17 protein-coding genes and 1 tRNA gene are annotated in these 24,023 nt (G+C 71.5%); 13 read left to right on the forward strand and 5 right to left on the reverse strand.

Annotation, left to right across the window (positions count from 1 at the left end; all coding sequences use genetic code 11):
- The 3 genes from E1284_RS41680 to E1284_RS22740 form a co-directional block, all read left to right on the forward strand.
- Nucleotides 1–1,033 (forward strand): hypothetical protein (locus E1284_RS41680; protein ID WP_165965381.1); only part of this gene is annotated, 1,033 nt, incomplete at its 5' end.
- A 280-nt stretch (nucleotides 1,034–1,313) separates the two neighbouring features.
- A complete protein-coding gene (gene gltB, locus E1284_RS22735) occupies nucleotides 1,314–5,885 on the forward strand; it encodes a glutamate synthase large subunit (protein ID WP_131942150.1) in 4,572 nt (1,523 codons plus the stop codon).
- A gap of 18 nt (nucleotides 5,886–5,903) precedes the next feature.
- Complete coding sequence (locus E1284_RS22740) at nucleotides 5,904–7,367, forward strand: glutamate synthase subunit beta (protein ID WP_131942151.1); 1,464 nt, start codon at nucleotides 5,904–5,906, stop codon at nucleotides 7,365–7,367.
- 99 nt (nucleotides 7,368–7,466) lie between these two features.
- Here E1284_RS22740 and E1284_RS22745 read toward each other — a convergent pair whose 3' ends face one another.
- A complete protein-coding gene (locus E1284_RS22745) occupies nucleotides 7,467–8,894 on the reverse strand; it encodes a pyridoxal phosphate-dependent decarboxylase family protein (protein WP_131942152.1) in 1,428 nt (475 codons plus the stop codon).
- Between the two features lie 311 nt (nucleotides 8,895–9,205).
- Here E1284_RS22745 and E1284_RS22750 point away from each other — a divergent pair, with 311 nt between their 5' ends.
- Nucleotides 9,206–10,066 carry a hypothetical protein gene (locus E1284_RS22750; RefSeq protein WP_131942153.1) on the forward strand — a complete coding sequence of 287 codons (861 nt, stop codon included), beginning with the start codon at nucleotides 9,206–9,208 and terminating at the stop codon, nucleotides 10,064–10,066.
- 1 nt (nucleotide 10,067) lies between these two features.
- On the opposite strand, the gene E1284_RS22755 is transcribed toward E1284_RS22750, so the two are convergent.
- Nucleotides 10,068–10,853: a DUF6597 domain-containing transcriptional factor gene (locus tag E1284_RS22755; protein WP_131942154.1), complete on the reverse strand. Its 786-nt coding sequence runs from the start codon at nucleotides 10,851–10,853 to the stop codon at nucleotides 10,068–10,070.
- Nucleotides 10,854–10,920: 67 nt separating this feature from the next.
- Here E1284_RS22755 and E1284_RS22760 point away from each other — a divergent pair, with 67 nt between their 5' ends.
- Both E1284_RS22760 and pyk read left to right on the forward strand, forming a co-directional pair.
- Complete coding sequence (locus tag E1284_RS22760; RefSeq protein WP_131942155.1) at nucleotides 10,921–11,475, forward strand: type 1 glutamine amidotransferase domain-containing protein; 555 nt, start codon at nucleotides 10,921–10,923, stop codon at nucleotides 11,473–11,475.
- A gap of 110 nt (nucleotides 11,476–11,585) precedes the next feature.
- Nucleotides 11,586–13,016, forward strand: a complete 1,431-nt coding sequence (gene pyk / locus E1284_RS22765) for a pyruvate kinase (RefSeq protein ID WP_131942156.1) — start codon at nucleotides 11,586–11,588, stop codon at nucleotides 13,014–13,016.
- Between the two features lie 541 nt (nucleotides 13,017–13,557).
- Here pyk and E1284_RS22770 read toward each other — a convergent pair.
- Nucleotides 13,558–13,631, reverse strand: a tRNA-Leu gene (locus E1284_RS22770).
- A 122-nt stretch (nucleotides 13,632–13,753) separates the two neighbouring features.
- Between E1284_RS22770 and E1284_RS22775 the strand changes: the two genes are divergently transcribed.
- The 6 genes from E1284_RS22775 (at nucleotide 13,754) to E1284_RS22800 (ending at nucleotide 19,610) form a co-directional block, all read left to right on the forward strand.
- Entirely contained in the window at nucleotides 13,754–14,338 is a 585-nt protein-coding gene (locus E1284_RS22775) for an ANTAR domain-containing response regulator (RefSeq protein ID WP_131942162.1), read from the forward strand.
- A 298-nt stretch (nucleotides 14,339–14,636) separates the two neighbouring features.
- Nucleotides 14,637–15,797, forward strand: a complete 1,161-nt coding sequence (locus E1284_RS22780) for a branched-chain amino acid ABC transporter substrate-binding protein (RefSeq protein ID WP_243714676.1) — start codon at nucleotides 14,637–14,639, stop codon at nucleotides 15,795–15,797.
- Between the two features lie 94 nt (nucleotides 15,798–15,891).
- Nucleotides 15,892–16,857: a branched-chain amino acid ABC transporter permease gene (locus tag E1284_RS22785; RefSeq protein WP_131942157.1), complete on the forward strand. Its 966-nt coding sequence runs from the start codon at nucleotides 15,892–15,894 to the stop codon at nucleotides 16,855–16,857.
- Nucleotides 16,854–18,008, forward strand: a complete 1,155-nt coding sequence (locus E1284_RS22790; RefSeq protein WP_131942158.1) for a branched-chain amino acid ABC transporter permease — start codon at nucleotides 16,854–16,856, stop codon at nucleotides 18,006–18,008. The genes E1284_RS22785 and E1284_RS22790 overlap by 4 nt, the downstream gene beginning before the upstream one ends.
- A gap of 47 nt (nucleotides 18,009–18,055) precedes the next feature.
- Nucleotides 18,056–18,796, forward strand: a complete 741-nt coding sequence (locus E1284_RS22795; protein ID WP_131942164.1) for an ABC transporter ATP-binding protein — start codon at nucleotides 18,056–18,058, stop codon at nucleotides 18,794–18,796.
- Entirely contained in the window at nucleotides 18,786–19,610 is an 825-nt protein-coding gene (locus tag E1284_RS22800; RefSeq protein WP_131942159.1) for an ABC transporter ATP-binding protein, read from the forward strand. Before E1284_RS22795 ends, E1284_RS22800 begins: the two co-directional genes overlap by 11 nt.
- An 82-nt stretch (nucleotides 19,611–19,692) precedes the next feature.
- Here E1284_RS22800 and E1284_RS22805 read toward each other — a convergent pair whose 3' ends face one another.
- Both E1284_RS22805 and E1284_RS22810 read right to left on the reverse strand, forming a co-directional pair.
- Nucleotides 19,693–20,235 carry a DUF4352 domain-containing protein gene (locus E1284_RS22805; RefSeq protein WP_165965382.1) on the reverse strand — a complete coding sequence of 181 codons (543 nt, stop codon included), beginning with the start codon at nucleotides 20,233–20,235 and terminating at the stop codon, nucleotides 19,693–19,695.
- A 288-nt stretch (nucleotides 20,236–20,523) separates the two neighbouring features.
- Entirely contained in the window at nucleotides 20,524–20,955 is a 432-nt protein-coding gene (locus E1284_RS22810) for a PaaI family thioesterase (protein WP_131942165.1), read from the reverse strand.
- Nucleotides 20,956–21,018: 63 nt separating this feature from the next.
- On the opposite strand from E1284_RS22810, the gene polA reads away from it, so the two are divergent.
- Complete coding sequence (polA, locus tag E1284_RS22815; protein WP_131942161.1) at nucleotides 21,019–23,709, forward strand: DNA polymerase I; 2,691 nt, start codon at nucleotides 21,019–21,021, stop codon at nucleotides 23,707–23,709.
- Nucleotides 23,710–24,023 lie beyond the last annotated feature (314 nt).

Raw genomic sequence — 24,023 nt, forward strand, 5'->3', positions numbered from 1 at the left:
GCCGCCCGCCCCGCCGTACGACGAGGCCTCCTACGGCGAGGCCCCTTACGGCGGGAGCCCTTACGGCGAGGCGCAGTACGCCCAGTACGAGGACGCCCAGTACAGGACCCAGTACGAGGGCGCCCCGCACGAGGACGCGTACGACGGCGCCCCGCCTTCCGGCCCGCGCGGCAGGAAGCCGAAGAAGCCCGGCAAGGCGAAGAAACCAGGCGTTGCGAAGAAGCCCGGTTCCCCGAAGAAGCCCGGCCGGCCGGGCCGGGGGCGGAAGGCGTCCGAGGCCGGCGGGCTCGGGCCGAAGCTGTACTTCGGCGCGGCGGCCGTCCTGGGGCTGGTCGTGCTGCTCGGGCTCGGCGCCGTGGTCGCGTTCCGCGGCGGGGACGGCGGCGGCTCGGGGCACGCGGCCGGCACGAGGATCGGGACGCCGGCCGGGAACGGTCCCTCGCCGACCTCGTACTCCAGTTCCCCGTCGGCCTCGGCGTACGGCGGCATCACCGCCCGCCGCGCCGACCCGGAGCCGCTGACGGCCGAGGAGGCGTTCCCGGCGGAGGCGGCGACGCTGGCGGTCCCGGGCGGCAAGGCGAAGGTCAAGCTGCGCGGCAAGCGGCTCGACGCCGACTGCGCCGCCGCCGTCTGGGGCGGGAGCGTCGGCGCCGAACTCGGCAGGGGCGGCTGCACGCAGGCCGCGCGGGGTATCTACTCCGACACCAAGAACGGCTACGGGCTGGCCGTCGCCGTGTTCAACCTGAACTCCTCGGCGGACGCGGAGCGGTTCGTCGCGAAGCTGGAGGAGACGATCGGCGCGGGCTTCGTCCTGCCGCTGCCGGCGCCGGCGCCGCTGGACGACTTCGGCCGCGGGTTCGGCATGGCGCGCGGCCTCGCCATGGGCCATTTCGCCGTCGTGTCGTGGGCCGCGCGGCTGGACGGCAAGGGCGACGCGACCGACGAGACGCTGCTGTCGCTGCTGATCGAGGGCGGCACGTCCCCGGCGGTGCTGGGCCGCGCCGCCCGCGCGTCCGGTCCTGCGTCCGATTAGGGAAATTTCCGGTAGATCCCGGCGGATCACCGTAAACATCGCGTCTCGGTGATGATGCTCACCAGGCCCGGTGCGAGGCCCGGTTCAAGCGCCCCCTTACCCTTGGTCTAAACCACTTCGAGATGACGCACGGCGGATCGCAACCGAGAAGTTTCGCGATCCGGTGCAGTCGGGCATGTTCCCGACAGTGATGTAATGTCATCTCACCGCAGCAGGGCCAACGTCGTCCCACGACTGCACTGACATCAGACAGTGACACGAGACGACGACGGGAGGGTTGATGGCCTCGGCTGCCTTCACACCTGCTGCCCGCGTACAGGGCCGCCCTGATTCGCGGGGGCTGTACGATCCGGCCAACGAGCACGACGCCTGCGGTGTCGGCATGGTCGCCGACATGCACGGCCGCAAGAGCCACGACATCGTCGAGAACGCCCTGACCGTGCTGAAGAACCTCGACCACCGCGGCGCGGTGGGCGCGGAGCCGGACGACGGCGACGGCGTCGGCATCCTCGTCCAGATCCCGGACGCGTTCTTCCGCGAGGTCTGCGACTTCCCGCTCCCCGATGCCGGCGCCTACGCGGCCGGCATCGCGTTCCTGCCGGCCGACGGCGCCGAGCGCGCCGCCGCCATCGCCCACGTCGAGACGCTCTGCGTCGAGGAGGGCCTAACGGTCCTCGGCTGGCGGGAGCTGCCGCACGACCCCCGCTTCACCGGCCCGGCCGCGCGCCGCGTCATGCCGCACTTCGCGCAGCTGTTCGTCACCCCGGCCGCCGGGGGCCCGCACGCGGGCAGGACCGGCCTGGAACTGGACCGCGTCGTGTTCTGCATGCGCGAGCGCGCCGAGCAGGACGTCCAGGTCTACTTCCCGAGCCTGTCCAGCCGGACGATCGTGTACAAGGGGATGCTGACGACCCCGCAGCTGGAGCCGTTCTTCCCCGACCTGTCGGACCGCCGCTTCACCAGCGCGATCGCCCTGGTGCACTCGCGGTTCTCGACCAACACCTTCCCCGCCTGGGAGCTGGCCCACCCGTACCGGTTCATCGCCCACAACGGCGAGATCAACACGGTGAAGGGCAACCGGAACTGGATGCGGGCCCGCGAGGCGCTGCTGAAGTCCGACCTGATCCCGGGCGAGCTGTCCCGGATCTACCCGGTGATCGACATCGAGGCGTCCGACACCGCCTCGTTCGACGAGTGCCTGGAGCTGCTGCACCTCGGCGGCCGGTCGCTGCCGCACGCGGTGCTGATGATGATCCCGGAGGCGTGGGAGAACCACGCCGAGATGGACGCCGACCGCCGCGCGTTCTACGAGTTCCACTCCACCCTGATGGAGGCGTGGGACGGCCCGGCCAGCGTCAGCTTCACCGACGGCACCGTCGTCGGCGCCGTCCTGGACCGCAACGGGCTGCGCCCCGGCCGGTACTGGGTGACCGGCGACGGCCTGGTCGTGCTGGCCAGCGAGGCGGGCGTGCTGGACATCCCGGACGCCGAGGTCGTCCGGAAGGGCCGGCTGCAGCCCGGCAAGATCTTCCTCGTGGACACCGCCGCCGGGCGGATCGTCGAGGACGACGAGGTCAAGGCCGAGCTGGCCGCCGAGCACCCGTACGCGCAGTGGCTGCACCAGGGCCTCGTCCGGTTCGAGGAGCTGCCGCGGCGCGAGCGGGAGATCCCGACCCACGAGACGCTCGTCAGGCGGCAGCAGACGTTCGGCTACACGCTCGAAGAGCAGCGGATCATCCTGACGCCGATGGCGAAGAACGGCGCCGAGCCGATCGGGTCGATGGGCACCGACACCCCGATCGCGGTGCTGTCGGAGCGCCCGCGGCTGCTGTTCGACTACTTCAAGCAGCTGTTCGCGCAGGTCACAAACCCGCCGCTGGACGCGATCCGCGAGGAGCTCGTCACCTCGCTGCAGTCCACGCTCGGCCCGGAGGGCAACCTCCTCGACCCCGGCCCGGACTCGTGCCGCCGGCTCGTGCTGCCCACCCCGATCCTGGACAACGACGAGCTTTCCAAGATCATCCACATCGACGACGAGGGGTCGCTGCCGCACCTGCAGGCCTACGTCGTGCAGGGCCTGTACGAGGTGTCGGGCGGGGGAGAGGCCCTGGAGGCCCGCCTGGAGGAGATCAACTCCGAGGTGAGCCGGGCCATCTCCGCCGGCGCCCGCATCATCGTCCTGTCCGACCGGGGCGCCGACTCGGCCCGCGCCGCGATCCCGTCGCTGCTGCTCACCGGGTCCGTCCACCACCACCTGATCCGGGAGAAGACCCGGACGCGGGTGGGCCTGGTGATCGAGACGGGCGAGGCGCGCGAGTGCCACCACATGGCGCTGCTCATCGGGTACGGCGCGTCCGCGATCAACCCCTACCTGGCGATCGAGACCGTCGAGGACCTCGTCCGCGGCGGCGTCATCGAGGGCCTGACGCCGGGGGAGGCCGTCCGGAACCTGGTGAAGGCGTACGGCAAGGGCGTCCTGAAGGTCATGTCGAAGATGGGCGTGTCCACGGTCGCGTCCTACACCGGCGCGCAGATCTTCGAGGCGATCGGCCTCGGCGCGGACGTCGTGTCCCGCTGCTTCACCGGCACCACGTCCCGGCTCGGCGGCGTCGGCTTCGACGTGCTGGCCCGCGAGGTCGCGCAGCGGCACGCCCGCGCCTACCCGCCGGGCGGCAACGAGCTCGCGCACCGCACCCTGGAGGTCGGCGGCGAGTACCAGTGGCGCCGCGAGGGCGAGCCGCACCTGTTCAACCCGGACACGGTGTTCAAGCTCCAGCACGCCACCCGCACCCGCCGCTACGAGATCTTCAAGGAGTACACCTCCAAGGTCGACTCGCAGGCCGAGAAGCTGATGACCCTGCGCGGGCTGTTCAGGCTCAAGGAGGGCGAGCGGGAGCCGGTGCCGATCGAGGAGGTCGAGCCGGTATCGGAGATCGTCAAGCGGTTCTCCACCGGTGCGATGTCCTACGGCTCCATCTCGGCGGAGGCGCACGAGACCCTCGCGATCGCGATGAACCGCCTCGGCGGCAAGTCCAACACCGGCGAGGGCGGCGAGGACCCGTCCCGCTTCACCCCGGACGAGAACGGCGACCTGCGGCGCAGCGCCATCAAGCAGGTCGCGTCCGGCCGGTTCGGCGTGACCTCGGAGTACCTCACCAACTCCGACGACATCCAGATCAAGATGGCGCAGGGCGCCAAGCCCGGCGAGGGCGGCCAGCTGCCCGGCCACAAGGTGTACCCGTGGATCGCCAAGACCCGGCACTCCACGCCCGGCGTCGGCCTCATCTCGCCGCCGCCGCACCACGACATCTACTCGATCGAGGACCTGGCGCAGCTCATCCACGACCTGAAGAACGCCAACCCGGCGGCGCGCGTGCACGTCAAGCTCGTCGCCGAGGTCGGGGTCGGCACGGTCGCGGCGGGCGTCTCCAAGGCGCACGCGGACGTCGTGCTGATCTCCGGGCACGACGGCGGCACCGGCGCGTCCCCGCTGACGTCGCTGAAGCACGCCGGCGCGCCGTGGGAGCTGGGCCTCGCCGAGACGCAGCAGACGCTGCTGCTGAACGGGCTGCGCGACCGCATCGTCGTGCAGACCGACGGGCAGATGAAGACCGGCCGCGACGTCGTCATCGCCGCGCTCCTCGGCGCCGAGGAGTACGGCTTCGCGACCGCGCCGCTGGTGGTGTCGGGCTGCATCATGATGCGGGTCTGCCACCTGGACACCTGCCCGGTCGGCGTCGCCACCCAGAACCCGGTGCTGCGGCAGCGGTTCTCCGGCAAGCCCGAGTTCGTGGTGAACTTCTTCGAGTTCATCGCCGAGGAGGTCCGCGAGTACCTGGCGGCCCTCGGGTTCCGGTCGCTGGACGAGGCGATCGGCCAGGTCGACATGATCGACATGCGCGAGGCCGTCGACCACTGGAAGGCGTCCGGCCTGGACCTGACCCCGATCCTGCACGCCCCCGAGGTGGCGGACGGCGCGTCGCTGCGGCGCACCGCCGAGCAGGACCACGGGCTGGAGAAGGCCCTGGACAACACGCTGATCCAGCTCGCAGAGGGCGCGCTCGCGTTCGGCGACGCGGTGAAGCTGGAGCTGCCGATCCGCAACGTCAACCGGACGGTCGGCACCATGCTCGGCCACGAGCTGACGAAGCGGCACGGCGGCGCCGGCCTGCCGGACGGCACCATCGATGTCACCTTCACCGGGTCGGCCGGCAACTCGTTCGGCGCGTTCGTGCCGCGCGGCATCACGCTCCGGCTCGTCGGCGACGCCAACGACTACGTCGGCAAGGGCCTGTCCGGCGGGCGCCTCACCCTGCGGCCGCCGGCGGACGCCGGGTTCGCGGCCGAGGAGCAGATCATCGGCGGCAACGTCATCCTGTACGGCGCCACGTCCGGTGAGCTGTTTGCGCGCGGGATCGTCGGGGAGCGGTTCTGCGTCCGCAACTCCGGCGCGACCGCCGTCGTCGAGGGCGTCGGCGACCACGCCTGCGAGTACATGACCGGCGGCCGCGCCGTCATCCTCGGCCGGACCGGGCGCAACCTCGCGGCCGGGATGTCCGGCGGCATCGCCTACGTCCTGGACCTCGTGCCCGAGCGGGTCAACGGCGAGATGGTCGACCTGGAACCGCTCGACCCCGGCGACGCCGAGTTCGTCCGGGGACTGGTCGAGCGGCACCTGGCCGAGACCGGCTCGCAGGTCGCCCGGCGGCTGCTGGACGACTGGGACGCCGCCGCGACCCGCTTCACCAAGATCATGCCGCGTGACTACCGCCGCGTCCTGGACGCCATGGCCAAGGCCGAGGCCGAGGGGCGCGACGTCGACGAGGCCGTCATGGCCGCCGCGCAGAGCTGAGAGAGGGGGACTTCCCGAATGGCTGACCCGAAGGGATTTCTGACCGTCCGGCGGGAGCTCCCGAAGCGCCGCCCGGTCGACGTGCGGATCCGGAGCTGGTCCGAGGTCTACGAGGACTTCGGCAACGACCGCCTGGAGAAGCAGGCGAGCCGCTGCATGGACTGCGGCATCCCGTTCTGCCACCAGGGCTGCCCGCTCGGCAACCTCATCCCCGAGTGGAACGACCTCGTCTACCGCAAGGACTGGCACGAGGCCGTCGAGCGGCTGCACGCCACCAACAACTTCCCGGAGTTCACCGGGAGGCTGTGCCCGGCCCCGTGCGAGAGCGCCTGCGTCCTCGGCATCAACCAGGAGCCGGTGACGATCAAGCGGGTGGAGGTCGAGATCATCGACCGGGCGTTCGCGGAGGGCTGGGTGCGGCCGCAGCCGCCCGCCGTGAAGACCGGCAAGACGGTCGCGGTCGTCGGCTCGGGGCCCGCGGGCCTCGCCGCCGCGCAGCAGCTCACCCGCGCCGGGCACGACGTCACGGTGTACGAGCGCGCCGACCGCGTCGGCGGCCTGCTGCGCTACGGCATCCCCGAGTTCAAGATGGAGAAGCGGCACCTCGACCGGCGCCTCGCCCAGATGCGCGCCGAGGGCACCGCCTTCAAGACCTCGGTGAACATCGGCGTCGACATCACCGCCGACGAGCTGCGCGACCGCTACGACGCGGTCGTCCTCGCGGGCGGCGCCACCGCCTGGCGCGACCTGCCCGTCCCGGGACGCGAGCTCAAGGGCGTCTACCAGGCGATGGAGTACCTGCCGCCGTCCAACAAGGTGCAGGAGGGCGACTACGACGAGTCGCCGATCTCGGCGAAGGGCAAGCACGTCGTCGTCATCGGCGGCGGCGACACCGGCGCCGACTGCATCGGCACCGCGATCCGGCAGGGCGCCGCGTCCGTCACCCAGCTGGAGATCATGCCGCGGCCGCCGGAGGCCCGCCCGGACGCCCAGCCGTGGCCGACGTACCCGATGCTGTTCAAGATGGAGAGCGCCCACGAGGAGCTCGCCGACCAGGGCGGCGACCGTGTCTACGCGGTGTCCACCACCGAGTTCGCCGGCGACGCGGACGGCGGCGTCCGGGCGCTGAAGCTGGTGGAGGTCGGCGGCCCGGAGACCCGGTTCGCGCCGATCGAGGGCACCGAGCGGGAGATCCCCGCCGAGCTCGTCACCCTGGCGATGGGCTTCCTCGGCCCGCAGCGCGAGGGCCTGCTGGAGCAGCTCGGCGTGGACCTCGACCAGCGCGGCAACGTGGCCCGCGACGGCGACTACGCGACGTCGGTGGACGGCGTGTTCGTCGCCGGCGACATGGGCCGCGGCCAGTCCCTGATCGTCTGGGCGATCGCCGAGGGACGCGCCGCCGCCCGCGGCGTCGACGCCTACCTCACCGGCCGCACCGACCTGCCCTACCCGATCCCGCCCACGGCGCGCCCGATCGCCTGAGCACGGCACGGCGGAGGCCCTGGGGGAGAGCACTCCTCCAGGGCCGGGGCCGGCCCTTCGACGAACTCGACGAGACCGCCCCTCCAACCCCCTGCGCGGTCAGTCCTTCAGAGCGGCGCCGAGTTCGCGGAGGACGTCCACCAGGCGTTCTACGTCGGTCTTCGTCGTGCGCCAGTTGAGGGGCGCCGGGCGGAACACCGTCATGCCGCGGTAGGTGCTCGTGCCCGCGTAGACGCGGCCGTCCGCGAGGAGCGCCTCGCCCAGGCGCGCGTTGAGGTCGTTCAAGCGCTCCTCGGGGACGCCGTCCGGGCGGTAGCGGAAGCACGCGATGCACAGCTGGACGGGGGCGAGCAGTTCCAGGTCGGGCGCCGCCTCGACGAGGTCCCCGAGGTGGGCGGCCACGTCGAGGTGGCGCTCCACCATCTCGCGGTAGCCGTCGCGGCCGTAGGCGCGCAGCGTCGCCCAGATCGGCAGCGCCCGCGCCCGCCGGGACGACTCCGGGCCCAGCATGTTGTAGTTGATCCGCTCGTCGTCGGCGTCCGGCAGGTACGCCGCGCCCCACGCACCGAACGCGCGGCTCAGCCAGTCCCGGTCCCGGACGAACGAGAACCCGCTCTCGTACGGGACGTTCAGCCACTTGTGCCCGTCCGCCGTCACCGAGTCGGCCCGCTCGACCCCGCGCGCGAGGTGCGCGGTCCGGGGGCTGAGCGCGGCGAACATGCCGAACGCGCCGTCCACGTGGAGCCACGCGCCGTGCCGCTCGGCCAGGTCGGCGAGGTCGTCGATCGGGTCGGAGTCGCCGGTGTTGACCTCGCCGAGGTTCGCCACGACCACGGCCCGGCCGCCGGTGCGCGCCAGCGCGGCGTCCATCGCGCCGAGGTCGACGCGGCCGGCGTCGTCGCGGGCGAACGTGCGCAGCGTGTCCCGGCCGCAGCCGAGGATCTGCAGCGCCTTGCGGGTGCTGACGTGCACCAGCCCGCTGCTGAACACCGGCATGACCGGCAGGCCCGCCAGCCCCCGCGAGGTCACGTCGACGCCGTGAGCGTCCGCCCACCAGTAGCGCGCGCAGGCCAGGCCGGTCACGTGCGCGAGCGTCGCGCTCGGGGTCAGCACGCCCCCGAACGACGCCGGCAGCCCGAACAGCTCCTTCAGCCACCGCAGCACGGCCGTCTCCGCGCGCGCCGCGAACGGCGACGTCGGCCACAGCCCGGCCGCCTGGTCGAGCAGCGACGCCGTCCAGTCGCCCGCCATCGCCGCCGGCGTCGACCCGCCCACCACGAAATGGAAGAACCGCGGGCCGGACGAGTGCGTCGCCGCCCGCGTCCCGATCCGGACCAGCCGCTCGACCGCGGCCACCGCGCCGTCCCCCGCGGCGGGCAGCGGGCCGTCGAGCTCGTCCAGGAGCGCGTCCTGCGTCCCGTCGTGGACGAGCCGGTCGCGCAGGCTCTCCAGATACGGCCCCGCCTCCCGCGCCACCACCGCCAGCGGCTCCCCGGCCATGTCACGTTCGTCAAGCGGATCACTCATGACGCACAGCAGACCACACCCGAGGGCCCGGTGGGAACGGCCGTGACCTGGGGGACGGGTCCCGCTCCGGGGGCCCTTGTGGTCTTGGGGGCAGGTCGGCTACGGTCCCGCCAGGGTTCACGCGCCGGGCCCGGACGGCACCGTCCCGGCACGGCGGCGGTGGGCCGCGCGCTCCCGCACACCCCGCACGCGGGACATCAGGGGCCCGGCCACCCACCGCTGGGGTGGCCGGGCCCACCCGCGTCCCACCATCGGCCGGACGTCCGTTTCCTCCAAGACCGGCCGGAAGCGGCCGCCCTACCGTGGACTCCATGAACGTCCTGAACGCCACCGGCCTCGCCCGTGCCGAGCAGTTCATGCGGCACAACGCCCGCCTCATCGACCGGCACCGGTTCGCGCTTCACTTCCGCGGCGGCCCCGCCGCGCCCGTCCTCGCCGCGCTGAGCGCCTACGCCAACCCCGACGGCGGCTACGGCCACGCCCTCGAACCCGACCTGCGCGGGGAGGGCAGCCAGCCCGTCCCCGCCCAGCACGCCCTCCAGATCCTGCACGAGGCCGGAGCGGACGACGACCCGGCCGTCGGGCGGGTGGGCGACTACCTGGCGTCCATCACGCGGGACGGCGGGGGAGTGCCGTTCGTGCTGCCGAGCGTCCGCGACACCCCGCACGGGCCCTGGTGGCAGACGCCCGACGACCCGCCCGCGAGCATCAATCCCACCGCCACCCTCGCCGGCATGCTGCACCGCGCCGGGTCGCGCCATCCCTGGCTCGGGCCCGCCACCGGCTTCTGCTGGCGCCGGCTGGACGACCCGGGCACCGAACCCGGGCCGTACGACGTCCTCGCCATCCTGACGTTCCTCGACCACGTCCCCGACCGCGACCGCGCCGAGGCCGCCTTCGCCCGGGTCCGGGACGCCCTCGCGTCCGCCGCGCACAGCGACCATCAGGACGTCCTCGACTTCGCGCCCGGTCCGGACGGGTACGGCCGCCGCCTGTTCACCGATGACGCCGTCGACGCGGGACTCGACGCCCTCATCGACGCCCAGGGCGAGGACGGCGGCTGGGACATCGGCTTCCCCAGCTGGACGCCCATCACCCGGCCCGAATGGCGCGGCTTCACCACCGTGGAAAGCCTGCTGACGCTCCGCGCCTACGGCAGGCTGAAGCCCTGACTCACAGCAGGTTGCCGACGGGCTCGCCGGCCAGGTCCCGCACCTCGTTCGCGAAATGGGCCTGGTCGGCGTAGCCCGCCGCGTACGCCGCCGCGGCCCGCGTCTCGCCCGCCCGCACCAGGCGCAGTGCCCGCTGGAACCGCAGCACCCGCTGCAGCGTCTTCGGCCCGTACCCGAACGCCGCCAGCGACCGGCGCCGCAGCTGGCGCTCGCCGATGCCCAGCCCGTCCGCCACGTCCCGCACCGAGCCGCGGGCCACCCCCGCGACCACCGCCGGGACCAGCGGATCCGGCGGGCCCATCCGCTCCCGCACCGCCGCGACCAGCGCCGCGCGCCGGTCGTCTGCGCCCGCCACGGCCTCCGCCAGCCGGTCGGCGTCCGCGCCCCACAGGTCCCGCAGGGGGACGCGCCCGTCCCGGATCGCGTCCGCCGGGACGCCCAGCACCGGCGGCGCCGTCCCCGGCCGGAACCGCGCCGCCACCACCGCCTCGCCCGGCCGCATCGTCGCCGGGATCGGCCCGGTGTCCGGCCCCGCCACGAGGATCCCGGCCTCCGACCAGATCAGGTCCACGCAGCCGTCCGGCACCACGCGCTGGACGAACGGCTCGGCGCCGTGCGGCAGCTCCGCGGTCCACGCGCACGCCAGCCCCGCCGCCGGGTACTCGCCATAAAGGGGCCGAGCGGAGCTCGTCCTCTGGTCGGCGGTGGGTGGGGGCTGGAGGACGGTTCGAGCGGAGCTCGTCCTTTGGTTGGTGGTGGGTGGGGGCTGGAGGACGGTGTGACTCATGCCTCCTGCATACCACCGGCCCTTCCGGGCAGGGGGCACAGAGAAAGCGAGCAAACCGGGAGAAAACATGTCGAACGATCTTCAGGGCACGAGCATCGCCTTCCTGTGCGCCCCCGAGGGCACCGAGCAGGTCGAGCTCACCGAACCCTGGACGGCCGTCGAGCAGGCCGGCGGGAACCCGCGCCTCGTCTCCACCCAGTCGGGCCGGCTCCAGGCGTTCAACCACCTGGACAAGGGCGACACGTTTCCCGTCGACACCACCGTGAACGTGTCCGACCACACCGAGTTCGGCGGGCTCGTCCTGCCGGGCGGCGTCGCCAACCCCGACTTCCTGCGCACCGACCCGGCCGCGGTGGCGTTCGCCAAGTCGTTCTTCGACGCGGGCAAGCCCGTCGCCGTCATCTGCCACGGCCCGTGGACGCTCGTGGAGGCGGGCGTCGTCCGGGGGCGCACGATGACGTCCTGGCCCAGCCTCCAGACCGACCTGCGCAACGCCGGGGCCACGTGGGTGGACGAGGAGGTCCAGATCTGCGAGGACGGCCCCAACGTCCTCGTCAGCAGCCGCAAGCCCGACGACCTCAAGGCGTTCTGCCAGGCCGCCGTCGAGGCGTTCAAGCGCTGACCGGGGCCACATGTGGTCTAGACCTCTGACCTAGACCAATCGGTGAACCGCGGGCGACCATATCCTGCACGAATATCCGTACCAACCAGTAACTAAGTACGGTTGTGCACGTGACCCGTCGAGCGAAGATTGTCAGCACCATCGGTCCCGCCTGCTCCAGCACCGAGCAGATCAACGCCCTCGTCGAAGCCGGCATCGACGTCGCCCGCCTCAACATGAGCCACGGCGAGCACGCCGTCCACGAGGAGGTCTACCACCGGATCCGGGCGGCCGCCGACGCCACCGGGCGCGGCGTCGGCATCCTCGCGGACCTGCAGGGCCCCAAGATCCGCATCGGGCGCTTCCCCGACGGGCCCGTACGCCTCACGCTCGGCGACGAGTTCACCATCACCACCGACGACGTCCCCGGCACCCGCCGCGAGGTGTCCACCACCTACCAGGGCCTGCCGGGCGACGTCAGCCCCGGCGACACCGTCCTCATCGACGACGGCCGCGTGGCGCTCAAGGTGGTCGACGTCGACGGCACGCGCGTCCGGACGACCGTCACCGTCGGCGGCATGATCTCCGACAACAAGGGCCTGAACCTGCCGGGCGTCCCCGTCAGCGTCCCCGCCCTCACCGAGAAGGACGAGACCGACCTGCGCTGGGCCCTGCGCCTCGGCGTCGACCTCGTCGCGCTGTCCTTCGTCCGGACCCCCGCCGACGCCGACATCTGCTACCAGATCATGGAGGAGGAGGGCGTCCGCGTCCCCCTCATCGGCAAGATCGAGAAGCCGCAGGCCGTCGAGCGCCTGCCCGAGATCGTCGCGGCCTTCGACGGGATCATGGTCGCCCGCGGCGACCTCGGCGTCGAGCTCCCCCTGGAGCAGGTGCCGATCGTCCAGAAGCGCGCCATCGAGCTCTGCCGCGAGAAGGCCCGCCCGGTCATCGTCGCCACCCAGATGCTCGAATCCATGATCTCCGCGCCCCGCCCCACCCGCGCCGAGACCTCCGACGTCGCCAACGCCGTCTTCGAGGGCGCCGACGCCGTCATGCTCTCCGGCGAGACGAGCGTCGGCCAGTACCCGATCGAGTCCGTGCTCACGATGAGCCGCATCGTGCAGACCGCCGAGCAGGCCGTCCTGCACGCCACCCACACGCTGGAGCGCATGCCCGAGACCGTCGGCGGCGCCATCGCCCGCGCCGCCGCCGAGGTCGGCGCCATCGTCGGCGCCGAGGCCCTCGCCGCCTTCACGATGTCCGGCGAGACCGCCCGCCGCCTGTCCCGCTACCGCTCGCCGATCCCGCTGCTGGCCTTCACCAGCGTCCCCGCCGTCCGCGGCCGCCTCGCGCACGTCTGGGGCGTCGAGACGTTCATCGTCCCCCAGGTCGACCACACCGACGCCATGTTCGGCCAGGTCGAGCAGGCCCTCCTCGAACTGGGCCGCGTCCAGAAGGGCGACAAGGTCGTCGTCGTCGCCGGCTCGCCCCCCGGCACCCCCGGCTCCACCAACGCCCTGCGCGTCCACAGCATCGGCGACGCGATCGCCGTCCACCACTGAGACCACCCACCCCGCCGGGCACCGCGCGACACGCACCCCGCGCGGTGCCCGGCCCCCACCCGGGCGTCCGTGCTCCGCGGGCGCGACCTTGCCCACCGGGCACGCATCACCACCGGATCTCATTTCCACTTCACTCCGAACACCGCCCCGCCCCGGACCGCCGTTCTCCGGCCGGACGTCACCGGCCGCCGCCGCGCACCGCTCGATGAGACCGGCCGGGCATCGGCATGGACGCTCCGAATGGCGTCCGTTCTTTTGCCGTCCGCCCACGGGACCGATGCGGCCATTGCTGAGAAAGCAGTCGAAGAGGCGGGCGTGGAAATCCGTCGGCCGACCATCGTGGGCGCGTCGAGCAGCGTGAGCACGGTACGAACGGCCTGGCGCGGAGGTCTCGCCTCTGGCCGGTTGCGAATCGCGAATCGCGTGACGCGAAATGCCCGTCAGACGGCATGCCCCGCCGGCCCGGCCCCGGGCCGCCCGGCCGGATGACGCGGGTTCGCCCGCGCGGCTGGGCGGTCCCGCGCGCCGGATCTAGAAGAAGTGCCCCGAGTGGGATTCGAACCCACACTTGATGTGGTTTGAGCACATTGCCTCTGCCTATTGGGCTATCGGGGCATTTGTCAGAATAATCTGGACATTCTCGCGTGTGGTGCGAGACCGGGGGACGGTGGGGTGCCCTCGTGGGGACCAGGGTAGCGGGTTTCGGTAGGGTCTTGCTCGTGGAGAGCACGCGGCGAGTGGTGATCGCGGAAGACGAGGCCCTGATCCGGCTGGACCTGAAGGAGATGCTTCAGGAGGACGGCTACGAGGTCGTCGGGGAGGCCGGGGACGGGGAGACCGCCGTGCGGCTGGCCGGCGAGCTGAAGCCCGACCTCGTGATCCTGGACGTGAAGATGCCGGTGCTGGACGGGATCTCCGCGGCCGAGCGGATCTCCGCGGAGCGGATCGCGCCGGTGGTGATCCTCACCGCGTTCTCCCAGCGCGAGCTCGTCCAGCGGGCGACGGAGGCGGGGGCGATGGCCTACCTCGTCAAGCCGTTCACCAAGACCGACCTCGCGCCCGCGATCGAGATGGCCGTGAGCCGGTACACCGAGCTGCGGGCGCTGGAGGCGGAGGTCGCGGGCCTGCAGGAGCGGCTGGAGACCCGCAAGGTCGTCGACCGCGCGAAGGGGCTGCTGCAGCAGGCGCACGGCTGGTCCGAGCCGGAGGCGTTCCGCTGGATCCAGAAGACCTCGATGGACCGCCGGCTCACGATGCGGGCCGTCGCCGAGGCGGTCGTCGCGGGCGCGTCCGGCGGGAGCGGCCAGCCCGCCGCGGGCTGACGTCCCGGGGGACGCCCGGGCGGTGCGCTGTCAAGGTCCAACCATGGGCCGTGGACTGCCCGTGATCGTCACTCAGTGTAATCGTCCCTGGCAAGTGCGGGTGTCGAATGGATACAGCGGCGTAACGAACGAGTAACCCTTCGATCCGGGGGTCCTGTTCTGGGGTGGGTCGACGGTGTACGACATAGCTGGTCCCCGACTGACCGATTTCCCTCGCCGAGGGTGGTGTCGGGGCATGTTCTCGTACCCGATCCCCTCCCGGATCCGGATGGAAAGGTTGGGCACCTTGCGGCGCAACATGATGAGGATCACCGGCGCGGTGGCGGTGAGCGCGGCGCTCGCGCTCAGCGCCGTGGCGTGTGGTGGCGACGATAACGAGTCCGGCAGTGACGGAAACTCGGTCACGATCGGGTTCATGGGCGACCTGACCGGTGAGAACTCGGGCCTGGTGATCCCGCCCAAGCAGGGCGCGCAGCTGGCGATCGAGCAGTACAACGCCACGAACCCCAAGGTCAAGATCAACTTCAAGACCTACGACAGCCAGGGCAAGCCGGAGCAGGCGACCTCGCTGGCGCTGGGCGCGGTCAAGAACGACAAGATCGCCGGCCTGATCGGCCCGGCCTTCTCGGGCGAGTCGCAGAGCGTGGGCCCGATCCTGGAAGAGGCCAAGATCCCGAGTGTCTCGCCGTCGGCGACGAACATCACGCTCGGCGAGAAGGGCTGGAAGTTCTGGCACCGCGTGGTGGCCGACGACGCCGCGCAGAGCGCCGGCGTCGCCGAGTTCGTGATGAACTCCGGCGCCAAGAAGGTCTTCCTGGTCTCCGACAACCAGGACTACGGCAAGGGCCTCGCGGACGCCATCGAGAAGGCCGTGAAGGCCAAGGGCGCCCAGACGCAGAGCGACGCGGTCGACGACAAGGGCACCGACTACTCCTCGACCGTCAACAAGATCAACGAGTTCAAGCCCGACTTCGTGTACTTCGGCGGCTACTACGCGGTCGCGGGCCGGCTGTTCAAGCAGCTGCGCGAGGGCGGCTACCAGGGCAAGATGATGTCCGGCGACGGCTCGCTCGCCACCGGCCTCATCGAGGGCACCGGCCAGAAGAACGCCCAGGGCACGCTGGTCAGCTGCGGCTGCCTCATCGACCCGACCGGTAAGACCAACCCGAAGGCCAAGACGTTCGCCGACGACTACAAGGCGAAGTTCGGCTCCGAGGTCGCGATCTACTCGACGGAGGGCTACGACGCGGCGACCGCGTTCGTGGACGCCGTGAAGGCCGGCAAGACCAAGCCCGAGGAGATCAACGACTACCTCAAGTCCATCGACGTGGCGGGCGTCGGCAAGCAGATCAAGTTCGCCGAGAACGGCGAGCTCGCCACCCTGGACATCTACGTCTACGAGGTGGAGGGCGACAAGCTGCCGCTGCTCGGCAAGGCCAGCGAAGCGAAGGTCTCCTAGGCGCCACCAGCGCCCCTGACGAGACCCCCTGATGGCGCGGGAGCGGGAGCGCTACAGCGCTCCCGCTCCTTCTTCGATTTAAGGCGACCCAAAGGTGCTCGACGACTTCATCAATCAATTCTGGCCGTCGACCATCGACGGCCTGGCGCTCGGCGCGATCTACGCGCTGCTGGCGCTCGGGTACACGATGGTCTACGGCGTGCTGAGGCTGATCAACTTCGCGCATGCCGACATCTTCATGGTCGGTACCTTCGCGGCCCTGTGGACGGTGCGTTCGCTGGGCGTCGGCACCGTGGGCGGCATCGCCCTGGTGGGGGTGGTGGCGCTCACCGCGGTGGTGGCCGGCGCGGTCACCGCCGGCAGCGCCATGCTCCTGGAGGTGACGGCGTACCGGCCGCTCCGCAAACGGGGGGCGTCCAGACTCGCGGCGCTGATCTCGGCCATCGGGGCATCGATCTTCATCCAGCAGCTGTTCGCGACGGTGGTCGTGCACCGGGTGTTCGGGACCTCCGAGGAGGGCGGCCGGCTCCCGGTCGACGAGCACTTCAAGCAGCTGACGAACGTGGTGGACTTCGGGCCGATCCAGATCAGCAACGACAAGCTGATCATCTTCGTCGGCGCGGTGCTGATGATGATCGCGCTCGACCAGTTCGTGAACCGGTCGAAGCTCGGCCGCGGCATCCGCTCGACCGCGCAGGACCCGGAGACGGCCGTGCTGATGGGCGTCAACATCGACCGGGTCGTGTCGGTGACGTTCGTGGTCGGCGGCGTCATGGCGGGCGTCGCGGCGGCGCTGTACTTCCTGCGCTTCGAGCAGACGAACTACTTCGTCGGCTTCCTGCTCGGCATCAAGGCGTTCACGGCGGCGGTCCTCGGCGGGATCGGCAACATCCGCGGCGCCCTGGCCGGCGGCTTCGTGCTCGGGCTGCTGGAGATGTACGGTTCCAGCCTGTTCGGCTCGCAGTGGCGGGACGTGGTCGCGTTCACCGTGCTGATCCTGGTCCTGATGTTCCGTCCCACCGGCATCCTCGGTGAGTCCCTCCAGCAGGCGCGCGCATGAACCTTACGAAGAAGACCAACGGCACATCGGGCCGGCGCGTTTCCGGCCTGTCCCTCGACCCGCTGCGCGACTGGTGGGCGGGCGCCCCCGGCTGGCAGCGCTGGGCCGTGTACATCCTGCTCATCGTCGGCGCGATCTTCCTGCCGAGCGAGGCGATCGGCAGCTTCATGGCGCCGAGCGGCGCCAGCTGGCCGTCGATGCTCAGCGACCAGATCGCGATCTACGTGCTGCTGGCCCTCGGCCTCAACGTGGTCGTCGGCATGGCGGGCCTCCTGGACCTCGGCTACGTGGCGTTCTACGCGGTCGGCGGCTACACCATCGCGATCTTCGCGGTGCGGTACCACTGGAGCTTCTGGGAGACGCTCGTCCTCGCGATCCTGTTCTCCGCGCTGGCGGGCGTGATCCTCGGTGCGCCGACGCTGCGGCTGCGCGGCGACTACCTGGCGATCGTGACGCTCGGCTTCGGTGAGATCGTCAAGCGGACGGCGAACAACAGCTCGTTCGTGAACGGCCCGCGCGGCGTGCAGGGCATCCCGCACCCGCCGACGCTGTCGGAGTTCGAGATCTTCGGCGTGCAGCCGCTGAAGTACGGGCTGCTGGACACGCGGCCGTACTACTACCTGCTGCTGCTGTTCATCATCATCGCGATCATCTTCGTCCGGCGGCTGGACGCCTCGCGCGTCGGCCGGGCGTGGGCGTCGATCCGCGAGGACGAGGACGCGGCCGAGCTGATGGGCGTCCCGACGTTCAAGTTCAAGCTGGCGGCGTTCGCGATCGGCGCGGCGATCGGCGGCAGCGGCGGCGTGGTGTTCGCCGCGAAGCAGACGTCGATCCTGCCGGCGAACTTCGAGTTCATCGTGTCGGCGCTGATCCTGGCGGCGGTCGTGCTGGGCGGCTCGGGCAACATCCCGGGCGCGATCCTCGGCGCGTTCGTGGTGGCGTGGCTGCCCGAGCGGTTCCGCTTCCTGGACGAGTACCGCATGCTGATCTTCGGCGGCGCGCTCGTGCTGATGATGATCTTCCGTCCGGAGGGGCTGTGGCCCTCGCGGCGGCGCAAGGCCGAACTGGAGGAGGGCGGCGGCGGCATGGGCGCGATGGGCGCCGAGGTCGCCGGGCCGGGACAGTCCGAGGCCGCGGAGGTGGGCAAGTGAGCGGGACGGACGAGCGCAGGCCGGTCCTGGAGCTGCGGGACGTCGTCATGCGGTTCGGCGGCGTCGTGGCGCTCAACAAGGTGCAGATCACCATCCGCGAGGGTGAGATCTTCGCGCTGATCGGCCCGAACGGCGCCGGCAAGACGACGGTGTTCAACGTGACCACCGGCGTCTACCGGCCGTCGGAGGGCTCGGTCGTGTTCGACGGCAAGCGCATCGACGGCAAGAAGCGCTACGTGGTGACGAAGCTCGGCGTCGCCCGGACGTTCCAGAACGTGCGGCTGTTCCACAACATGACCGCGCTGGAGAACGTCCTGGTGGGCGCGGACGCGCACCACCGGACGGGCCTGGCCGGCGCCGCGCTGGGGCTGCCCTGGTTCCACCGCGAGGAGCGGCGGGGCCGGGAGCTCGCGAGCGAGCTGCTGGAGCTGGTGGGGATCTCGCACCGGGCCGAGGAGGCCGCGAAGAACCTGCCGTACGGCGACCAGCGGCGGCTGGAGATCGCCCGCGCGTTGGCCACCAAGCCGAAGCTGCTGCTGCTGGACGAGCCGGCGGCGGGCATGAACCCGGCGGAGAAGGTCGCGCTGCAGGACCTGATCCGCAGGATCCGCGACACCGGGGTGACGGTCCTGCTCATCGAGCACGACATGAGCCTGGTGATGGGGATCAGCGACCGGGTCGCGGTGCTCGACTTCGGGCAGAAGATCGCCGACGGCCTGCCGGCCGAGGTGCAGAACGACCCGCGGGTGATCGAGGCGTATCTGGGGGCTCCGGCCGATGCTTCTTGAGATCGACGACATTCACGTCCACTACGGAAAGATCGCGGCGCTCAAGGGCATCTCGGTGTCCGTCGACCAGGGCGAGATCGTCACGCTGATCGGCGCGAACGGCGCCGGGAAGACGACGACCCTGAAGACGATCTCGGGTCTGCGGAACCTGACGTCCGGCGCGATCCGGTTCGACGGCGCGGACATCAGCAAGATGCCGGGCCACAAGCGGGTGACGGCCGGGATCGGGCAGGCGCCCGAGGGGCGCGGCATCTTCCCCGGCATGACCGTCGAGGACAACCTCCTCATGGGCGCCTACTCCCGCAACGACGACGTCTCGAAGGAGCTGGCGGAGGCCTACGAGCTGTTCCCGCGGCTCGCCGAGCGCAAGTCGCAGGCGGGCGGCACGATGTCCGGCGGCGAGCAGCAGATGCTCGCCATCGGGCGGGCGCTGATGGCCAGGCCGAAGGTGCTGCTGCTGGACGAGCCGTCCATGGGGCTCGCGCCGATGCTGGTGCAGCAGATCTTCTCGATCATCGAGGAGATCAACCGGCGCGGCACGACGGTGCTGCTCGTGGAGCAGAACGCCCAGCAGGCCCTCCAGATCGCGCACCGCGCGTACGTGCTGGAGACGGGCCGCGTGGTGAAGTCGGCGCCGGCGGCGGAGCTCCTCGACGACCCGCAGGTCCGCGCGGCCTACCTGGGCGGCGACCTGGCCGAGGCCGCCGCCGAGCAGGGCGAGCCCGCCGAGAAGGCCGAGCCCGCCGAGTCCGCGGAAGCGGCGGGGTCCGCGGGGTCCGCCGAGCCGGCGGACGGCGCGGGGGAGAGCAAGTAGCGGTACTCGTTCCGCGGCGTCGCGCCCGCCGGGTCCGGTTCGTCCGGCCCGGCGGGCGCTTCCGCGTCCGGGCCGGGACGCGTCAGCGGAGTGCGATCTCGGCGGGGGCGGGGTCGCTGACCGAGCCGACCGGCGGGGAGCCGATGAGCCGGACCGCCTTCGCCCGGGCGCCGCGCGGGATGTCGAACCACAGGTCGAACTCGACGCGCATCGACGCTCCGACGGAGATCCGCTCCGGCTGCCGTTTGATCATGGTGGCGTTGACGTCGGGGGAATAGGCGCGCCCGTCGGTGGCGACGAGGCGCTGCTTCCAGGTGTCGAAGACCTGGATGTCGCGGCCGGTGTTGACCGCCAGGACCCGGACGCGGGTGAAGGCGCCCTTGGCGTCCATCGCGGCGTGGGTGCCCATGACGTCCGTCATGGCGTCGCTGAGGCCGATGACGGTGAAGCGCATGTCGGCGCTCTGCCCGGTCCTGCCCTGCAGGACGGACTCGCCGCCGCGGGCCTTCTCGGCGGGGATCTCGTACGTGGCGGCCGCGCCGGAGCCGGAGCAGCCCGCGAGCAGCAGGGCGGCGGCGAGGGCGAGCGCGGCGGGCGGACGGGTGCGCGTGTCACGGTGGCGCATGATCCGGAACGTACGGCCGATCGGGGACGGGATGAACCGGCGATCCCCTTTCGCAACCCAACCGCAACCGGTGACGGATCTACACCGGTGTCGGCCCTGGGCCGGGGAGTGCCCGGACATGCGTTGACCCGGGATCACCTTTGGGGCCGTACGAACCTTCCCCGGGCGCGTACGTTGTCTACTCGGTGATCCCGGGCCGTTCCGATCCACGCTACAGACCCCGGGCCGCGCATCGCAAAGAAAGCGCGGATCGCGCGGGACCGGCCGGCGGAACGGCGGGCCGCCGCGTCAGCCGCCGGAGGGGGCGTCCCGCAGCATGCAGGTGAGCCTGGCGGTGCAGACCCGCCGGTCCTGCTCGTCGGTGATGACGATGTCGTAGGTGGCGAGGGTGCGCCCGCCGTGCGCGCGCGTCGCCACGCCCGTCACGTACCCCTCGGTCGCGGACCGGTGGTGGGTGGCGTTGATCTCGATGCCGACGGCGATCCGGCCCGGACCGGCGTGCATCGCCGACCCGGCGGAGCCGAGGGTCTCGGCGAGGACGCAGGAGGCGCCGCCGTGCAGGAGCCCGTACGGCTGGGTGTTGCCCTTGACCGGCATGCGGCCCACGACGCGCTCGGCCGACACCTCCAGGTACTCCACGCCCATGGCCTTGGCCAGGTCGCCGTGCCCGTCGAACTCCTCGCCGGAGCCGAGCCTCGCGGCCACTTCCTGCGGGGACATCCCGCTGGTGTCAGTCACTTACGCCTCCACACAACTGTCGTACGCGCAGACTAGAGTCCTCGTGTGGCGACGACACCAGCGACCCCTGACAAGCGTGACCGGCTCCTCCTGCTCGACGGGCACTCCCTGGCCTACCGGGCGTTCTTCGCGCTGCCCGTGGAGAACTTCTCCACCACCGACGGGCAGCCGACCAACGCCGTGTACGGCTTCACCTCGATGCTCATCAACGTGCTGCGCGACGAGCAGCCGTCCCACATCGCGGTGGCGTTCGACCGGTCGGAGCCGACGTTCCGGCACGAGCAGTACGTGGAGTACAAGGCGGGGCGGCAGAAGACCCCCGACGAGTTCCGCAGCCAGGTCAGCCTGATCTTCGAGGTGCTGGACGCCCTGCGCATCCCGCGGATGTCGGTCGCGGGGTTCGAGGCCGACGACATCATCGCCACGCTGTCGGTCCAGGCCGCCGAGTCCGGGCTGGACACGCTGATCGTCACCGGCGACCGGGACGCGTTCCAGCTCGTCAACGAGCACGTCACCGTCCTGTACCCGGTGCGCGGCGTGTCGGAGCTCGCCCGGATGGACCCGGCCGCCGTCGAGGCCAAGTACGGCGTCCCGCCCGAGCGGTACCGGGAGCTGGCCGCGCTGGTCGGGGAGAGCAGCGACAACCTGCCCGGCGTGCCCGGCGTCGGCCCGAAGACCGCCGCGAAGTGGCTCACCAAGTACGGCGACCTCGACACCCTCGTCGCCCGGGTCGGCGAGATCAAGGGCAAGGCCGGCGACAACCTGCGCGAGCACCTCGCCGGGGTGCTGCGCAACCAGCAGCTCAACAAGCTCGACACCGAGGTCGGCCTGGAGCTGACGCCGCCGCAGCTGTCGATGGGCCAGTGGGACCGCGATGAGATCCACACCCTGTTCGACTCGCTGCAGTTCCGCGTCCTGCGCGAGCGGCTCTACGCGTCGCTGTCGGCCGCCGAGCCGGAGGCCGACGAGGGCTTCGAGGTCGACCTCGGCACCCTGGAGCCCGGCGCGCTCGGCGCCTGGCTGGAGGCCAACGCCGCCGACCGGCTCGGCATCGCCGTCACCGGCACGTGGGGCCGCGGCACCGGCGAGATCACCGCGCTGGCCCTCGCGTCCAAGAAGGGCCCGGCCGTCCACCTCGACCCGGCCGAGCTGATCGAGGACGACGAGCGCGCCCTCGCCGCCTACCTAGCCGACCGGGCGCGCCCGAAGGCGATCCACGAGGCCAAGGGCCCGATGCTGGCGTTCGCCGCGCGCGGCATGCGGCTGGAGGGCGTCACCAGCGACACCGCGCTCGCCGCCTACCTCGCCCTCCCCGGTCAGCGGACGTTCGACCTCGCCGACCTCGTGCTGCGCTACCTGCACCGCGAACTGCGCAGCGAGACCGAGGACTCGGGCCAGCTCACCCTGGACGGCTCCGGCGAGGTGGAGGCCGCCGAGGCCCTCGCGGTCCGCGCGCGCGCCGTCACCGAACTGGCCGACATCCTCGACCAGGACCTCGAGAAGCGCGGCGCCACCCGCCTGCTGCACGAAGTGGAACTGCCGCTCGTCGGCGTCCTGGCCGACATGGAGCGCGCGGGCATCGCCGTGGACGCCGACCATCTGGCGCACCTGTCGGCGTCCCTCGGCGGCCAGGTCAAGGAGCAGGAGCAGCAGGCCCACAACGCGGTCGGCCGCGAGTTCAACCTGGGCTCGCCCAAGCAGGTCCAGCAGGTGCTGTTCGACGAGCTGAACCTGCCCAAGACCAAGCGCACCAAGACCGGCTACACCACCGACTCCGAGGCGCTCACGACCCTCCTGGAGAAGGAGGGCCACCCCGTCCTGGAGCACATCCTCCGCTGGCGCGAGGTCGCCAAGCTCAAGAGCATCGTCGACTCGCTCATCCCGATGCTCGACGACGCCGGCCGCATCCACACCACGTTCAACCAGATGATCGCCGCGACCGGACGGCTCTCCTCCACCGACCCGAACCTGCAGAACATCCCGATCCGCACCGCCGAGGGCCGCCAGATCCGCGAGGCGTTCGTCGTCGGCGAGCCCTACGAGTCCCTCCTCACCGCCGACTACTCGCAGATCGAACTGCGCATCATGGCGCACCTCTCCGAGGACGAGGCGCTCCTGGAGGCGTTCGGCTCCGGCGCCGACTTCCACACCATCACCGCGTCCCGCGTCTTCGGGCTGCCGCCCGAGCAGATCGACTCCGAGCTCCGCGCCCGCATCAAGGCCATGAACTACGGCCTCGCCTACGGCCTGTCCGCCTACGGCCTCTCCCAGCAGCTGCGGATCTCCCCGGACGAGGCGCGCGGCCTCATGGAGGAGTACTTCGAGCAGTTCGGCGGCGTCCGCGACTACCTGCGCGACATCGTCGGCAAGGCCCGCCAGGACGGCTACACCCAGACCATCCTCGGCCGCCGCCGCTACCTGCCCGACCTCAACTCCGACAACCGCCAGCGCCGCGAGATGGCCGAGCGGATGGCCCTCAACGCCCCCATCCAGGGCTCCGCCGCCGACATCATCAAGGTCGCCAGCCTGAACGTCGACCGCGCCCTCCGCGCCGCCGGCCTCGCGTCCCGGATGCTCCTCCAGGTCCACGACGAACTCGTCTTCGAAGTGGCCCGCGGAGAACTCGACACCCTGAAGACCCTCGTCAGCACCGAGATGGCCGGCGCCTACGAACTCCGCGCCCCCCTGAGCGTCTCCATGGGCACCGGCCGGACCTGGCAGGACGCTGCGCATTGATTGTATTTTTCTCCTCCTTCGGGCCCTAGAGGGCCCTCCATCGTCGAAAAACACGTGCGATCGCTGCATCGCATCCGACTCGCCTAGCGGCTCGCTGCGCGATCAGGTTCTCGCTTCGCTCGAACCTGCCTTCGGTCGCGATCGCGACGGTCGGGGTTGTTGCGTGGTTGCGGGGGCGGCTGATGTCGGTGCGCCCGCATCCGCGGCCCAAGGCCCGACGGGGCCCGCTGTGCGGCAGGTGCGGCGGCCCGTGATCGCGAGACTTCGGGGGTCGTGCGGCCGGGGTGTTGGGGTTGGTGGCAGAGGGTGGTCGG

It is taken from the genome of Actinomadura bangladeshensis (assembly GCF_004348335.1).
Lineage (GTDB): Bacteria > Actinomycetota > Actinomycetes > Streptosporangiales > Streptosporangiaceae > Spirillospora > Spirillospora bangladeshensis.

Coding starts and splice junctions, on each gene's coding strand:
- gltB (WP_131942150.1), top strand. CDS start 1,314: ATGGCCTCGGCTGCCTTCACACCTGCTGCCCGCGTACAGGGCCGCCCT.
- E1284_RS22740 (WP_131942151.1), top strand. CDS start 5,904: ATGGCTGACCCGAAGGGATTTCTGACCGTCCGGCGGGAGCTCCCGAAG.
- E1284_RS22745 (WP_131942152.1), bottom strand. CDS start 8,894: ATGAGTGATCCGCTTGACGAACGTGACATGGCCGGGGAGCCGCTGGCG.
- E1284_RS22750 (WP_131942153.1), top strand. CDS start 9,206: ATGAACGTCCTGAACGCCACCGGCCTCGCCCGTGCCGAGCAGTTCATG.
- E1284_RS22755 (WP_131942154.1), bottom strand. CDS start 10,853: ATGAGTCACACCGTCCTCCAGCCCCCACCCACCACCAACCAAAGGACG.
- E1284_RS22760 (WP_131942155.1), top strand. CDS start 10,921: ATGTCGAACGATCTTCAGGGCACGAGCATCGCCTTCCTGTGCGCCCCC.
- E1284_RS22780 (WP_243714676.1), top strand. CDS start 14,637: ATGATGAGGATCACCGGCGCGGTGGCGGTGAGCGCGGCGCTCGCGCTC.
- E1284_RS22790 (WP_131942158.1), top strand. CDS start 16,854: ATGAACCTTACGAAGAAGACCAACGGCACATCGGGCCGGCGCGTTTCC.
- E1284_RS22795 (WP_131942164.1), top strand. CDS start 18,056: ATGCGGTTCGGCGGCGTCGTGGCGCTCAACAAGGTGCAGATCACCATC.
- E1284_RS22800 (WP_131942159.1), top strand. CDS start 18,786: ATGCTTCTTGAGATCGACGACATTCACGTCCACTACGGAAAGATCGCG.
- E1284_RS22805 (WP_165965382.1), bottom strand. CDS start 20,235: ATGCGCCACCGTGACACGCGCACCCGTCCGCCCGCCGCGCTCGCCCTC.
- E1284_RS22810 (WP_131942165.1), bottom strand. CDS start 20,955: ATGTCCCCGCAGGAAGTGGCCGCGAGGCTCGGCTCCGGCGAGGAGTTC.